Origin of the sequence: Massilia alkalitolerans DSM 17462 (assembly GCF_000427785.1) — a bacterium.
GTDB classification, from domain to species: Bacteria; Pseudomonadota; Gammaproteobacteria; order Burkholderiales; family Burkholderiaceae_D; genus Telluria; species Telluria alkalitolerans.
Window position 1 is genome coordinate 44,023 of record NZ_ATYR01000016.1, and the last position, 14,862, is coordinate 58,884.

The 14,862-nt window shown below is 65.3% G+C and carries 10 protein-coding genes; 4 read left to right on the forward strand and 6 right to left on the reverse strand.

The genetic code is table 11. The features are described from left to right. The first annotated feature begins 100 nt into the window (after positions 1 to 100). The 4 genes from YWC_RS0116780 (at position 101) to YWC_RS0116795 (ending at position 7,763) form a co-directional block, all read left to right on the forward strand. Positions 101 to 1,642 (forward strand): serine hydrolase domain-containing protein, encoded by a 1,542-nt coding sequence (locus YWC_RS0116780; RefSeq protein WP_027866417.1) that lies wholly within the window; start codon positions 101 to 103, stop codon positions 1,640 to 1,642. Positions 1,643 to 1,733: 91 nt separating this feature from the next. Next, entirely contained in the window at positions 1,734 to 3,455 is a 1,722-nt protein-coding gene (locus YWC_RS0116785; RefSeq protein WP_027866418.1) for an ABC transporter substrate-binding protein, read from the forward strand. 182 nt (positions 3,456 to 3,637) lie between these two features. Then, a complete protein-coding gene (locus tag YWC_RS0116790; protein ID WP_027866419.1) occupies positions 3,638 to 6,487 on the forward strand; it encodes a TonB-dependent receptor domain-containing protein in 2,850 nt (949 codons plus the stop codon). A 232-nt stretch (positions 6,488 to 6,719) separates the two neighbouring features. Continuing rightward, complete coding sequence (locus YWC_RS0116795; protein WP_027866420.1) at positions 6,720 to 7,763, forward strand: S66 peptidase family protein; 1,044 nt, start codon at positions 6,720 to 6,722, stop codon at positions 7,761 to 7,763. Between the two features lie 167 nt (positions 7,764 to 7,930). On the opposite strand, the gene YWC_RS0116800 is transcribed toward YWC_RS0116795, so the two are convergent. The 6 genes from YWC_RS0116800 to YWC_RS0116825 form a co-directional block, all read right to left on the reverse strand. Then, positions 7,931 to 8,461, reverse strand: coding sequence for a GNAT family N-acetyltransferase (locus YWC_RS0116800; RefSeq protein WP_229413125.1), 531 nt, complete (start codon positions 8,459 to 8,461; stop codon positions 7,931 to 7,933). Further along, positions 8,458 to 9,585, reverse strand: a complete 1,128-nt coding sequence (locus YWC_RS0116805; RefSeq protein ID WP_027866422.1) for an acyl-CoA dehydrogenase family protein — start codon at positions 9,583 to 9,585, stop codon at positions 8,458 to 8,460. Before YWC_RS0116805 ends, YWC_RS0116800 begins: the two co-directional genes overlap by 4 nt. 24 nt (positions 9,586 to 9,609) lie before the next feature. After that, positions 9,610 to 10,278, reverse strand: coding sequence for an SDR family oxidoreductase (locus YWC_RS0116810; RefSeq protein ID WP_027866423.1), 669 nt, complete (start codon positions 10,276 to 10,278; stop codon positions 9,610 to 9,612). A gap of 70 nt (positions 10,279 to 10,348) precedes the next feature. Continuing rightward, complete coding sequence (locus tag YWC_RS0116815) at positions 10,349 to 11,548, reverse strand: acetyl-CoA C-acyltransferase (protein WP_027866424.1); 1,200 nt, start codon at positions 11,546 to 11,548, stop codon at positions 10,349 to 10,351. Next, complete coding sequence (gene aceK / locus YWC_RS0116820) at positions 11,541 to 13,355, reverse strand: bifunctional isocitrate dehydrogenase kinase/phosphatase (protein ID WP_027866425.1); 1,815 nt, start codon at positions 13,353 to 13,355, stop codon at positions 11,541 to 11,543. Before aceK ends, YWC_RS0116815 begins: the two co-directional genes overlap by 8 nt. A 236-nt stretch (positions 13,356 to 13,591) precedes the next feature. Continuing rightward, positions 13,592 to 14,776: an isovaleryl-CoA dehydrogenase gene (locus YWC_RS0116825; RefSeq protein ID WP_027866426.1), complete on the reverse strand. Its 1,185-nt coding sequence runs from the start codon at positions 14,774 to 14,776 to the stop codon at positions 13,592 to 13,594. Between the last annotated feature and the right edge of the window lie 86 nt (positions 14,777 to 14,862).

Here is a 14,862-nt window from a genome sequence, read left to right on the forward strand (position 1 = left end):
TTATAAGGGGAGCCGGCCTGCCCGCTTTTCTGTTTGCTTCATGGCATGAAAATCAGGGCATAATCCTTCTCCACAACCGTGCCTTCCGGAGAAGCCCAGCATGCATCGTTTCTCTCGCCTTACCCTGTGCAGCCTTGTTTTCGTAGTCGGCAGCGTCGCCGCCGTGCATGCCTGCGCGCAGGCGCAGGCGCCGGTCGCGAGCCGGGGCGAACGCGTGGCGGCCCTGCTTCCCGAGATAGACAAGATGTACACCGAGCTCGCCGGCAAGGAGCACCTGCCGGGTTTGGTGTACGGCGTGGTCCTCGATGGCAAGCTGGTGCACATGCGCCCGCTCGGCCTGGCCGACGTGGCGCGCAAGACCCCTGTGACGGGGTCGACCGAGTTCCGCATCGCCTCGATGAGCAAGAGCTTCGTGGCGATGGCGGCGCTGAAGTTGCGTGACGCGGGCAAGCTGCGGCTCGACGATCCGGTCCTTGAATACCTGCCCGAAGTGCGCCGCGTCCAGCTGCCGACGACCGACTCGCCCGCGCTGACGATCCGCCACCTGATGACCATGACCACCGGGCTGCCCGAGGACAATCCCTGGGGCGACCGCCAGATGGCCGTCCCGAACGCCAGGCTCGAGCAGCTGGTCGGCGCCGGGTTGTCGTTTTCCAACGCGCCCGGCCAGACCTTCGAGTACAGCAACCTCGGCTACATCCTGCTGGGCAAGCTGGTGAGCAAGGTGTCGGGCATGCGCTTCCAGGACTACGTGACGCGCGAGATCCTGCGGCCGCTGGGCATGCACAACACGCGCTGGGAATATACGCAGGCCGCGCCCGGCAAGCTGGCGCTGGGCTACCGCTGGGACCGCGACCACTGGGAGGCGGAGCCCATCCTGCACGACGGCGACGGCGCCGCGATGGGCGGCCTGATCACGACGGCGGACGACTTTGCGCGCTACGTCGCCTTCCACCTGGACGCCTGGCCGGCCCGCAACGACCCGGAGCGCGGACCGCTGCGCCGTGCCTCGGTGCGCGAAATGCACCTGCCGCAGGCGTTTGCCGGTCTGTCCACCAAGGCCACCCTGAGCGACATGACAACGCCGAATCCGACCGTGAGCTTCTACAGCCATGGCCTGGTCTGGCAGCGCGACAGCCGCAACGTGGTGAGCTCGGGCCATTCGGGCGGCCTGCCGGGCTTCGGCAGCCAGTACCGTTTCGCGCCGGACCACGGGGTGGGCGTGTTCGCCTTCACCAACCTGCGCTACGGACCGGTGTACGGCCCGACCGCCAAGGCGCTGGCCATGCTGGTCGAGCGTGCCGACCTCGGTCCTCGCCCGACTCCCGTATCGCCGATCCTGGCGACGCGCCATGGGCAAGTGGCGCAACTGGTGCAGTCGTGGGATGCGTCGCTGGCAAGCGCGATCGCGGCCGACAACCTGTTCCTCGACCGCTCGCGCGAAGACTGGATCGTGCACGCGCGCGAAAAGCTGGAGCCGATCGGGAAGATCACCTCGGTCGGCCCCATCAAGGCCGAGAACGCCTTGCGCGGCAGTTTTCCGCTCGTTGGCGAGCGCGGTAGGGTAGACGTCGCCTTCACGCTCACGCCCGAACGCGAGCCGAAGGTGCAGGAGATCACGCTCACGCCGGCGAAGCAATAAGCTCCATTTAGCTCCATTTAGCTCCATTTTCGCGCAGCGGCGGCTATGATACGCAGGTTTGTTCCCGCCGCTTGCCGACATTGCCCTCGCCATGACACTTCGCCTGACCGCCGCCGCCCTCCTGTTCTCCCTGCTGTGCGCCGGTAGCGCGGGTGCGCAGGAAAAAGTCCTGCGCATGTTCCTGTCCACCAGCGAAACCGGCCTGGACCCGGCCGTGGCCTCGGACAACGCCACCCTCTCGCTGCTGGAAAACCTGTTCGACCCCCTGCTGCGCTACGACTACCTGGCGCGTCCGGCAAAGCTGCGCCCCAACACGGCCGCCGCCATGCCCGAGGTGAGCGCCGACGGCCTGACCTACACCTTCCGCATCCGCCCCGGCATCCATTTCACGCCGGACCCGGCCTTCAAACGGGTGAAACGCGAGATGACCGCCCAGGACTACGTCTACAGCATCGGACGCCTGCGCGATCCAGCCACCAGGTCGCCCTGGGCCGCCACCTTCGAAGGCGTGGCCGAGCTGCGCGCCCTCGACCGCCATACCTTGCGCATCCGCCTCAAGGCGCCGGACAACAACTTCCTGTTCTACCTGGCGATGCCCGCATCGAGCGCAGTGGCGCGCGAAGTGATCGAGGCCTACCCGGGCCAGGCCGGCAACCATCCGGTCGGCACCGGCCCCTTCATGGTCGGCGAGTGGAAGCGCAGCGACCGGATCGTCCTGCTGGCCAATCCCGATTCGACCGCCGTGTTCCATGCGACGCCCGGGGATAACCCCGAAGACAAGGCGATCGCCGCCGCCCTCGAGGGCAAGCGCCTGCCGCGCGTGGACCGGGTCGAGGTGCGCATCGCCGAGGAATTCCAGGGCCGCATGCTGGGTTTCCTGAACGCCGAATACGACTACCTGGAGCAGATTCCGGAGTCGATGACCGACATGGTGGTCAGCGACGGCCAGCTCAAGCCGGAATTGGCTGCGCGCGGCATCGTGCTGTCGCGCTTCCCGGTGCTGCAGACCTACTACATGTGGATGAACATGAACGACCCGACCGTCGGCGGGTATGGGAAAGACAAGGTGGCGCTGCGCCGCGCGATCTCGATGGCCTACAACAATGCCGAGGACATCGCGCTGCTGAAGAAGGGCTTCGCGATCAAGGCAGAATCGCCGCTGCCGCCCAATGTGCTGGGCTACGACCCGCACTACCGCAGTCCGGTGCCCTACGATCCGGCACTGGCCAATGCGCTGCTGGACCGCTACGGCTATACCCGGCGCGATCCGGACGGCTTTCGGCGCACGCCCGACGGCAAGCCGCTGACCCTCACCATGCACAGCGAGGCCACGGTCGGCGGCCGCCTGCGCGACGAGTTGTGGCGCAAGTGCCTGAACGCGATCGGCCTGCGCGTCGTGTTCAAATCGGACAAGAAGACCGAGATCATCAAGGCCTCGCGCCTGGGCACGGTCCAGATGTTCGAGAGCAACTGGATTGCCGACTTCCCCGACGGCGACAACTTCTACCAGCTGCTGTACGGCCCCAACGCCGGCCGCGCCAATTACGCGCGTTTCAACCTGCCCGCCTATAACCAGCGCTACGAGCAGGCGCGCCTGCTCAGCGACGGTCCCGCGCGCCAGAAGCTGTATTTCGAGATGAACCAGCTGATCCACGCCTATAACCCGTGGGTGCCGCTGACCCAGGTCTTGTCGGGCGATCTGCGCCATCCGTGGTTGAAAAACTACAAACGTCATCCCGTTGAATTCACGACCTGGCGTTATCTGGATGTCGATGTTGCGCAAAGAGCACGCTCCAGCAGAGGGGGGCGCTAGTTTTGGTGAGTTTTCCCAAATAAAACATTCCCCTTAGTTATACTGGCCGCCGGATATTTCATTGGATAGCTGTAAATAAGAAGGCTTACCCTGAAATCGAAAAAATAATGTAATGCCAAGACATTACAACGAAGATCGGCCAGGAATTCCTGGGTCGCCAAGGGAAACGTTAGGAGAAACGCGTGAAGGTAAAAAAGCTCGCTCAATTGATCGCCCTGATGGGTGTGGTCAGCCCGGCCATCGCACAGAACGTGCAGGTGACCGGTCCGATGCAGCGTGTCGAGATCACCGGCAGTAGCATCAAGCGCATCGCCAAGGAAGGCGCGCTGCCGGTCGAGGTCATCACGGCCAGGCAGCTCGAAGCCCAGGGCATCGTTACCGCCGAGCAGCTGATCGCGACGCTGAACGTCAACGGCAACGGTTCGGACAACCTGGCGTCGAATGCCGACGTTACCTCGGGTGCGCAGCGCGGCAACAACGGCGCCTCCTCGGCCAACCTGCGCGGCCAGGGCGCGGATTCGACTCTGGTGCTGCTGAACGGCCGCCGCGTGGCGACTCACGGCATGAAGGGGTCGGCGGTCGACCTGAACTCGATCCCGATGGCGGCGGTCGAGCGCGTTGAGGTGCTGAAGGATGGCGCCTCCGCGATCTACGGCACCGACGCGATCGGCGGCGTGATCAACTTCATCCTGAAAAAGAACTACCAAGGTCTGGAAACCCAGGCCTTCGTCGACGTTACCGAGGCGGGCGGCAGCGAGATCGGCCGCGCGTCGATCACCGGCGGCTGGGGCGACCTGCAGACCGACGGCTGGAACGTGCTGGCGACCTTCGCGCACAGCCAGAACAAGGCCCTGCGCGGCGACCAGCGCGATTTCGTGAACACCTTCCAGCCGGACCGCGGCGTGTCGGTGGATACCCGCGGCTCGCCAAGCGCCAACGTGTTCGCCACCACCCTGGCCCCGACCCTGCTGTCGCGCACCGGCACCGGCCCGACCATCCCGGGCGGCGGCACCACGACCTATAACGGCATCAGCCTGCTCGACCTGCCGGGCGGCGCGGGCTGCAACAGCATCGACGGCATGGGCCCGTACGACGAGAAGCTGTGGAACAGCGCCGGCGCCGCCTATGGCTGCGCCTGGGACACCGGCCGCGCGGCCGTGCTGCAGCAGCCGGTCAAGAACAGCAATGCGCTGGCGCGCGCCACCTTCCAGTCGGGCGACCACCAGTTCTTCATCGAAGGCGTGGCCTCGAACGTGGAAGTGTCCAAGCGCTTCTCGCCGAACCAGATCTCGCCGTCGGCCTCGACCTTCGGCGCCACGTCGTTCTACCCGCGCACCGGCGCCGCCTACGACAGCGTCTACAACGCGCTGGTCAAGGTGTTCCCGAGCATCTCGGCCAACTACGGCCTGCCGATCGCCTACCGCTGGCGCTGCATGGAGTGCGGCAACCGCGAGATCGTGACCGAATCGAAGGCAGCCCGCCTGCTGGTCGGCGCCGACGGCCCGGTCAACCTGTTCGGCCGCACCTACGACTACCGTGTCGGCCTGTCGCGCGCCTTCAGCGAGTCGGAATCGCAGCTGGGCACCGGCTTCAGCTACACCACCGCCCTGGCCAACGTGCTGGGCTCGGGCATCGTCAATCCCTTCCTGCTGCCGGGCCAGACCCAGTCGCAGGCGGCAGTCGACGCGATCAAGGCCACCTCGGCCGCGGGCGTTACCCTGTATGGCGGCAAGACCATCCTGACCCAGCTCGACGGCGCGCTGTCGGGCGAGCTGTTCAACCTGCCTGCCGGCGCCGTCATGGGCGCAGTCGGCTTCGACCTGCGCCGCGAAGAGTATAAGTTCAACGGCGACAAGCGTGCCGCGGCCGCCCGTCCGGCGATCCTGAACGCGCCCTTCGACGACGCCAACGCCCTGGACAACGTGCACCGCGACATCAAGGCCGTGTACGCCGAACTGCTGGTGCCGGTCATCAAGAACCTCGACGTGACCTTCGCCATCCGCCGCGACCACTACAGCGGCATCGGCAGCACCACCAACCCGAAGGTCTCGTTCCGCTACCAGCCGATCCCGCAGCTGCTGTTCCGCGGTTCGTACAACGAAGGCTTCCGCGCCCCGTCGTTCAACCAGCTGTTCAACGGCATCACCGAGTCGCCGTACGCCGGCAAGGACCTGGTCGACCCGGCCAAGTGCCCGACCGGCCTGGTCGACGCAACCAAGCCTGGCTGCGAATCGATCACCCCGAACTACATCACCGGCGGCAAGTCGAACCTGGGCCCGGAAACCGCGAAGCAGGGCACTATCGGTGTCGTGATCGAGCCGTTCAACTGGTTCTCGGCCAACGCCGACCTGTGGGAGATCCGCAAGCAGAACACCATCGATTCGTTCAGCACGTCGACCATGGTGGCGAACTACAACCTGTTCCAGGATCAGTTCATCCGCGACGCGGCGGGCAACATCGCTATCATCGACCAGCGCTGGGTCAACGCCGGCGAGCGCATCACCCGTGGCCTCGAGCTGGGCGCCCGCTTCAACGGCAAGTTCAGCACCGGTTCGCAGTGGACCCTGGGCATCGACGGTTCGCGCCTGCTGGAGAAGAAGTCGCGCGCCACTACCAATGCCGAATTTGGCAAGAGCGAAGTGGGCCGCTTCGTCTTCACCGGCGACCTGGGCCTGAAGTGGAAGCACAGCGCCTACGCGACCTACAAGTACGGCAACTGGAGCACCATGCTGCAGAACATCTACCGTTCGGGCTATGACGACCAGGTGCTGCCGGGCGTGGCTAACGGCCTGGTGAAGCCGGCCAACTGGAATCCGAAAGTGGATGCGTACTCGATCTTCCACCTGACGACCACCTACACCGGCTTCAAGAACCTGTCGCTGACTGCAGGCATCAAGAACCTGCTGGACGAAGATCCGCCGTTCGCTGTCACCTACGACAGCAACACCGGCGCGGGCAGCACTTGGGAACCGCGCGTGGCCGACCCGCGTGGCCGCTCGTTCACCCTGATGGCGACCTACAAGTTCTTCTAAGTTGATCGTATAAGTTGATCGAACCCGGCGGCCCGCTGTCGATGGAAGCGCAAGCTTCCACGGCGCGGGCCGTTTTTCTTTGGGTGCTTGAACAGACGATGCATTGTTCCACCCCGTACCCTTTGAGCCGTCATCCCGGCGAAGGCCGGGATCCAGTTTTGGTCGCGCACCGACAGCGCATGCAGAACTTGGGTCCCGGCCTTCACCGGGACGACGTTAATGAACCTCGCGTATGAACATCAGCCGGCGCGGCTTCGGCGCTTCCGTCGCAGCCGCTCTCTCCACTCCTGCCCTGGCCGCAGCCGCCCCGCGGCGCTCGTCCAGGCGCCTCGTCAAACCCCCGCGCCTGCGCCCCGGCGACCTGGTCGGCCTGATCGCCCCCGGCGGCTATGCCGACGACCGCTTGATCGAGAAAGCCGTCAGGAACATCGAAGCCCTCGGCCTGCGCGCCAAAGTGGGCACTTACATCAGGGCCGTGCACGGCAATTATGCGGGCTCGGTGCAGCAACGACTGGCCGACCTGCACGCCATGTTCCTCGATCCCGAGGTGAAGATGATCTGGCCGATCCGCGGCGGCTCGGGCTGCATCTCGCTGCTGTCGACACTCGACTACGGCCTGATTCGTCGCCACCCGAAGATCCTGCTCGGCTACTCGGACATCACCGCGCTGCACCTGGCGATCTATAACAAAACCGGCCTGGTGACCTTCCACGGCCCGGTGGCCTCGTCGACGCTGGCCGACTACCCGCGCGAGCACATGATGGCGGTGCTGTGCGATCCGCAGCCGCGCTACACGATCCCGATGGCGCCGGAGAACGCCGTGAAAGCCCAGACCATGCCGCACTTCGGCATCCGCACCCTGACCTCGGGCACGGCCACCGGCCCGCTCCTGGGCGGCAACCTGTCGATCGTGGCGGCCCTGTGCGGCACGCCCTATGCGGCGGACTTCCGCAAGGCCCTGCTGTTCCTGGAAGAGGTGGACGAGGCCCCTTACCGCCTGGACCGCTGGATGACCCAGCTCGACCTGTCGTTCGGCTTCGCGAATGCGGCCGGGGTCATGGTCGGCATCTGCGAGGACTGCGCGCCGCAGGAGGGCAGGCGCTCGCTGAGCCTGGACGAGACGTTTGACCAGCATCTCAAGCCCCTGACCATTCCGGCGGTGACCGGCTACTCGATCGGCCACATCCGCCACCAGTTCACGATTCCGGTGGGTGCGCGCGCCACGCTCGACACGGAGTCCCGAACGGTGACGCTGCTGGAGCCCTGCGTTACCTGACGTAGGGTGGGCGGCTATACCCGGATGCGGGTATTTGCCGGCGGCCTGGATGCCGCCCACGCGTTCAAACCAGGCATGAATGTCTGCATCGCTGCGCAAAGGGGAGCTGAACGCGTGGGCGGCGCCACGGCCGCGTGGCGTTCAGCCGTCAGGTGGAGCCGCCCACCCTACAGGAGCAGGCTCATCGATACCGCACCGACCGATTGTCCTTCGATGCGGTACAGGTCCGGCACTTCGCCGGTCTCGACGAAGCCCATGCGCACGTACAAGGCACGCGCCTTGTGGTTCTGCGACAGCACCTCGAGGTCCACCCAGGCGAAGCCGCTGGCGCGGGCCCAGGCCAGCGCTTCCCGCACCAGGCGCGTGCCGAGGCCCGTGCGGCGCAGGTCGTGGCGCACGCCCATGCCGAGCAGGGTGCGGTGGCTCGACGCCGGTTCCGGCCTGCCGCGCAGGTCGATGTGGCCGGCAATCGCGCCGTCTTCATCGAGCGCGATCCACACCTGGCGCCAGCCCGGCTGGCCGGCGATTGTCGCGATGCCGGCGGCGAAACGTTCGCGCATCGCGAGCGGCACGCCGTCCGTTGTCGGCGCCATCGGCTGGAACAGCACGCCGTCGCGGCCGTTTTCCGCCAGCTGTTCGCCCAGGTAGGCGAACAGCGCCGGCAGGTCGTTCGCCGTGGCGGGACGGATGGATATCACAGCGCGCGCGCGATCAGGATCTTCTGGATGTCGCTGGTGCCTTCGTAGATCTGGCACACGCGCACGTCGCGGTAGATGCGCTCGACCGGGAAGTCGGCCACGTAGCCGTAGCCGCCGAAGACCTGCATGGCGCTGGAGACCACGCGCTCGGCCATCTCGGAAGCGAACAGCTTGGCCATCGCGGCTTCCTTCAGGCAGGGCAGGCCCGCATCCTTCATCGACGCCGCGTGCAGGATCAGCTGACGCGCGGCCTCGATCTGCATCGCCATCTCGGCCAGGCGGAACTGCACCGACTGGTGCTCGAAGATCGGCTTGCCGAAGCTGGTCCGGTCTTTCGCATAGGCCAGCGCGGCCTCGTAGGCGGCGCGCGCCATGCCGACCGACTGCGAGGCGATGCCGATGCGGCCACCTTCGAGGCCGGACAGGGCGATTTTGTAGCCCATGCCTTCCTCGCCGATCAGGTTCGCGGCCGGGACGCGGCAATTGTCGAACACGATCTGCGCCGTGTCCGAGGAGTGCTGGCCCATCTTCTGTTCCAGGCCGGCGACGATGTAGCCGGGCGTATTCGTCTCGACCCAGAAGGCGCTGATGCCCTTCTTGCCGGCGGCTTTATCCGTGACCGCCATGACGATGGCCACGTCGCCGTACTTGCCGCTGGTGATGAACTGCTTGGTGCCGTTGAGGACGTAGTGGTCGCCGTCTTTCACGGCCGTGGTGCGCAGGGCCGAGGCGTCGCTGCCGGTGTGCGGTTCGGTCAGGGCAAAGGCGCCCAGCATCTCGCCCCGGGCCAGCGGGACCAGGTAGCGTTGTTTCTGCTCTTCGTTCGCATACATCATGGCGATCGAGCAGACCGGGCAGTTGTTGACCGAGATGATGGTCGAGGTGCCGCCGTCGCCGGCCGCGATCTCTTCCAGCACCAGCGCCAGCGACACATAGTCGAGGCCCGCGCCGCCGTACTGCTCCGGCACCGCGACGCCGAAGGCGCCAAGGCCGGCCAGTTCCTTCAGCTCGTCCTTCGGAAAGTAGTGCTCGCGGTCCCAGCGTGCGGCGTTCGGGGCCAGGCGCTCCTGCGCGTAGCTGCGCAGGGCGTCGCGGATCATCTGGTGTTCTTCGCTCAGAATCATGGTGTCTCGTTGTTTGTTATGTGGTTACCACGGAATCGGCGTGCCGTCGTGGTTCAGGAAGGCGCCGTTGGACGATGCGTCCAGCTTGTCCAGCGTGGCGCGCAGGTCGCTCACGCTTTGCTCCACCGTCAAGGTGGCTCCGCTGCCGCCCATGTCGGTCTGGACCCAGCCCGGATGGAAGGACACGCAGGTCGCTCCTTGCGCGCCATAGGTGATGGCGGCATCGGCCAGCACCGAGTTGAGCGCCGCCTTGCTGGCGCGGTACAGGGTGCCTTCGGTGGAATTGCGCGCGCCGATCGAGCCCATCTTCGAGGACAGCACGGCGAGTTTACCGCGCGTGTCGGCCAGCAGCGGGCCGACGATCGGGAGCAGGCGCATGGCCGCCAGCACATTGGTGTGCATGACCGCATCGAATTCGGGACCGGTCGGAAAACTCGAGCCCGAGGGGCCGTAGACGCCGGCCACCAGCCAGGCCACGTCTATCTGCTCGTCGTCGAGGCGCCAGCCCAGCGCCGCGATCGAATCGGCGCTGGTGACGTCGAGCTGGTGGGCGGTCGCGCCCATCTGCGCCAGTTCGTCGCAGTCTTCCTGCTTGCGGGCGGTGGCGATCACACGCCAGCCGTCCGCACGGTACTGGCGCACCATCTCGTGGCCGATGCCGCGCGAGGCACCGATAATCAGGGCAGTGGGCATGAGGTGCTCCTTTTCATCACGATATGTGTTCAATACAGGGCAAATGTCCCGCATTAAACACGGTTTTGTATCAAACCAGCTCGATTGCCATGGCAGTGGCTTCACCGCCACCGATGCACAACGAGGCCACGCCGCGCTTGCCGCCGGTGCGCTTCAGGGCGCCCAGCAGGGTGACGATGATGCGCGCGCCCGAGGCGCCGATCGGGTGGCCCAGGGCGCAGGCGCCGCCGTGGATGTTGACCTTGTTGTGCGGGATGTCGAGGTCGCGCATGGCGGCCATCGGCACCGCGGCGAAGGCTTCGTTGATCTCGAACAGGTCCACGTCGCCCGCCGTCCAGCCGGTTTTTTTGAACAGCTTCTGCATCGCGCCGATCGGGGCGGTGGTGAACAGGTTCGGTTCCTGCGCGAATGTAGCGTGGCCGAGCACGCGGGCGATCGGGGCCAGGCCCAGCTCTTTCGCTTTCGATTCGCGCATCATCACCAGGGCGGCGGCGCCGTCGTTGATCGACGAGGACGAGGCGGCGGTCACGGTGCCGTCCTTCTTGAATGCCGGCTTGAGCGACGGGATCTTGTCGACCTTAGCCTTCATCGGGCCTTCGTCCTTCTCGACCAGCAGTTCGCCGGTGCGGGTGGCGACCGAGACCGGCGCCACTTCCCAGTCGAACCAGCCTTCGTTGTTGGCGGCCTGGGCACGCTTGACCGATTCGATCGCGAAGTTGTCCTGCTCTTCGCGCGAGAACTGGTAAGTGGCCACGCACTCTTCTGCGAAGGTGCCCATCGAGCGGCCTTCGCCGGTCTTCTCGTTGCGCGAGTAGGCGTCTTCCAGGCCGTCGAGCATCATGTGGTCGAACATCGGCGCGTGGCCGATGCGGTAGCCGCCGCGCGCCTTCGGAATCAGGTAGGGCGCGTTGGTCATCGATTCCATGCCGCCCGCGACGACGATGTCGGCGCTCCCGGCCACCAGCTGGTCATGGGCGAAGATCGCGGCCTGCATCGCCGAGCCGCACATCTTCGAGAGGGTCACGGCGCCGGTCGACAGCGGCAGGCCGGCCTTGATCAGCGCCTGGCGCGCCGGGGCCTGGCCCTGGCCGGCCATCAGGCAGTTGCCGAAGTAGACGTGCTCGACGCTGTCCGCGTCGACGCCGGCGCGCTCCACCGCGGCCTTGATCGCCACCGCGCCGAGGTCGCTCGCCGACTTCGACGAAAAATCGCCCTGGAAGGCGCCCATCGGGGTACGGGCGGCGCCAACGATAACGACTGGATCATTCATTGTGTAAGTTCTCCAAAATGGGTGGGGGTGGTGTGCTTGGGTCTTGTGCACAGAAACGGATCTGCTGGGGGTACGGGAAGACGTCGTCGACGACGCCCGCCAATATGCGGTCCTTGTGGGATTGCCAATACGCGCGGGTCAACAGCTCCGCGTGGTGCTTCATGAAATGGCGCCGGATGCTCGGATTTCCAAGCAGGAAGCGGCCAAATTGTTCCGGAAAGACGTCGTGCCTGCCGATCGGGTACCAGGGTTCCGATGCCATCTCGTCCTCTTCGTTGCGCGCTTCCGGGATGTCGCGGAACTGGCAGTCGGTGAGGTATTCGATCTCGTCGTAATCATAGAACACGACGCGGCCGTGGCGGGTGACGCCGAAATTCTTGTACAGCATGTCGCCCGGGAAGATATTCGCGGCAACGAGGTCCTTGATCGCATTGCCGTATTCGATCACGCCGTGCTCCAGGCGTTCGTCGTCGCCGGCGGCCTGGGCCTCGGCCAGGTAGATATTCAGCGGCACCATGCGGCGCTCGATGTAGAGGTGGCGCACGATGATACGCTCGCCTTCGATCTCGACCAGCGAGGGCGCGTGTTGCTTCAGCTCGTTCAACAGCTCTTCCGAGAAGCGTGCCAGCGGGAAGGCGGCGTCGGAATACTCGAGGGTGTCGGCCATGCGCCCGACCCGGTCGTGGTGCTTCACCAGCAGGTATTTTTCCTTGACCTGGGCGCGCGTGGTTTCCTTGGGCGGCGGATAGAAATCCTTGATCACCTTGAACACATAAGGGAAGGACGGCAGTTCGAACACCAGCATCACCAGGCCGCGGATGCCCGGGGCGATGCGGAACAGGTCGGAACTGTGCTTCAGGTGCTGCAGGAAGTCGCGGTAGAACAGGGCCTTGCCCTGCTTCTGCAGGCCCAGCACAGTGTAGATCTCGCTGCGCGGCTTGCGTGGCATCAGGCTGCGCAGAAAACCCACGTAGGCCGAGGGCACCTCCATGTCCACCAAAAAGTAGGCGCGCGTGAAGCTGAACAGCAGGGTGATGTGGTAGACGTCGAGCAGCACCGTGTCCAGCACCAGCCGCCCCTGGCGGTCATGCAGCACCGGGATCACGAAAGGGTAGTTGCGCGGGCCGTTGATGACACGGCCGACGACGTAGGCCGCCTTGTTGCGAAAGAAGGGGCTGGACAGCACCTGCAGCTGCAGGTTCGGTTCCGCCTGCGCCAGCCCGAAGGCCTCGCTGAGTCGCGCCTCGACGCTGGCGACGTCGCGGTCGAGGTCGGCGAAGGGCACGGCGAACTGGAAGTTGGTGAGCACGCGGCGCAGGGCATTGCTCAGCCCGTCGGCTGCCGGGTAGTAGACGCGGTAGGTCGGCAGCGGTTCCTCGGTCTCGATGTACTCGGTGGAGATCACCGGGCGCACGAAAATGTAGTCGTTATGGTAGTAGCTGCGGTGCAGGATGATGCAGCTGACCGAGTTGAAGAAGGTTTCGGCCAGTTCCGGCTGCTTGTGGCCCGAGAGCAGGCCGATGTAGTGCAGCTTGGTTTCGCGCCAGACGGGGTCCGTCAGTTCTTCCGGGTCGTACTCGTCCTGCAGCACATGGACGCATTCCTGCACGCGCTTGTCGTAGTAATCGATGCGTTCGCGCGCGGCCGCCTGCGCGGTGGCCCAGTCGGCGGCCTCGAAATGACGCCGCGCCGCCTGGCTGGCCTGGCGGAACAGGCGGTAATGCTTGTCGAAGCCGTCCAGGATGGTGCGCGCGATGTCGAAGGCGATCTGGGAAGACAGCAGTTTGGGGAACGCTTGCTGGGTCATCGTTCGTCTCGCGCGTGGACCGAGGGATGGGACATTTTATGGCAACTAATGCGGTGCACAACCATAAAACGCAGCCACTACCCTTAGCACGTCGTTCCGGCGAAGGCCGGAACCCAATTTGTGTGCGTACCTGCTGCGTTCAGCGTAGTCGGTACGCGACGGAACTGGATCCCGGCCTTCGCCGGGATGACGGTTTTGAGGATAACTAAGGAACAAGCTATCCGGTCTGCTGCTATTTACATCGTCTCGCCGAACAGCTCGCGCCCGATCAGCATGCGGCGGATCTCGCTGGTGCCGGCGCCGATCTCGTACAGCTTGGCGTCGCGCCACAGGCGGCCGACCGGGTACTCGTTGATGTAGCCGTTGCCGCCCAGGGTCTGGATCGCTTCGCCCGCCATCCAGGTCGCCTTCTCGGCGCTGTACAGGATCGCGCCGGCGGCGTCCTTGCGCAGGGCGCGCACCTGCTCTGGCGAGGTCGCGCGGTCGCAGGCCTGGCCCACGGCATACACGTAGGCGCGGCAAGCCATCATGGTCGAGTACATGTCGGCGATCTTGCCCTGCATGAGCTGGAACTCGCCGATCGCCTGGCCGAACTGCTTGCGCTCGTGGATGTAGGGCACCACCGCATCCATGCAGGCCGACATGATGCCCAGCGGTCCGCCGGACAGCACGGTGCGCTCGAAGTCCAGGCCCGACATCAGCACGTTGACGCCCTTGCTGACGCCGCCCAGCACGTTCTCGACCGGCACTTCGCAGTCCTGGAACACCAGTTCGCCGGTGTGCGAGCCGCGCATGCCCAGCTTGTCGAGCTTCTGGGCGATCGAGAAGCCTTTAAAACCTTTTTCGATCAGGAAGGCGGTCATGCCGCGCGGGCCGGCTTCGAGGTCGGTCTTGGCGTACACCACCAGGGTGTCGGCGTCCGGGCCGTTGGTGATCCACATCTTGGTGCCGTTCAGGACGTAGCGGTCGCCCTTCAGTTCGGCCTTGAGCTTCATGCTGACGACGTCGGAACCGGCGTTCGGCTCGGACATGGCCAGCGCGCCCACGTGCTCGCCCGAGATCAGCTTGGGCAGGTACTTGCGCTTCTGCTCTTCGTTGCCGTTGCGCTTGATCTGGTTGACGCACAGGTTCGAGTGGGCGCCGTAGGACAGGCCGACCGAAGCCGAGGCGCGCGAGATTTCTTCCATGGCGATGATGTGGGCCAGGTAGCCCATGTTGGCGCCGCCGTATTCCTCGCCGACGGTGATGCCCAGCAGGCCGAGTTCGCCCATCTTCTTCCACAGGTCCATCGGGAACTGGTCGCTGCGGTCGATCTCGGCAGCGCGCGGTGCAATTTCGGCTTCCGCGAACTGTTGTACGGCTTCGCGCAGCGCGGCGATGTCTTCGCCATGGTCAAAGGTCAAGCCTGGGAGATGCAGCATTGTCGTCCTCACGGTGAACGGTGGTTGAGCAGGATAGGGTGCATGATACTCGCCTCTTACGTTAACGTAAACGTCAACTAAAGGGC

What these genes read in the sequence shown, in the direction of transcription:
- YWC_RS0116780 (WP_027866417.1), top strand. Translation starts at nt 101, where the DNA reads ATGCATCGTTTCTCTCGCCTTACCCTGTGCAGCCTTGTTTTCGTAGTC.
- YWC_RS0116785 (WP_027866418.1), top strand. Translation starts at nt 1,734, where the DNA reads ATGACACTTCGCCTGACCGCCGCCGCCCTCCTGTTCTCCCTGCTGTGC.
- YWC_RS0116795 (WP_027866420.1), top strand. Translation starts at nt 6,720, where the DNA reads ATGAACATCAGCCGGCGCGGCTTCGGCGCTTCCGTCGCAGCCGCTCTC.
- YWC_RS0116805 (WP_027866422.1), bottom strand. Translation starts at nt 9,585, where the DNA reads ATGATTCTGAGCGAAGAACACCAGATGATCCGCGACGCCCTGCGCAGC.
- YWC_RS0116810 (WP_027866423.1), bottom strand. Translation starts at nt 10,278, where the DNA reads ATGCCCACTGCCCTGATTATCGGTGCCTCGCGCGGCATCGGCCACGAG.
- YWC_RS0116815 (WP_027866424.1), bottom strand. Translation starts at nt 11,548, where the DNA reads ATGAATGATCCAGTCGTTATCGTTGGCGCCGCCCGTACCCCGATGGGC.
- aceK (WP_027866425.1), bottom strand. Translation starts at nt 13,355, where the DNA reads ATGACCCAGCAAGCGTTCCCCAAACTGCTGTCTTCCCAGATCGCCTTC.
- YWC_RS0116825 (WP_027866426.1), bottom strand. Translation starts at nt 14,776, where the DNA reads ATGCTGCATCTCCCAGGCTTGACCTTTGACCATGGCGAAGACATCGCC.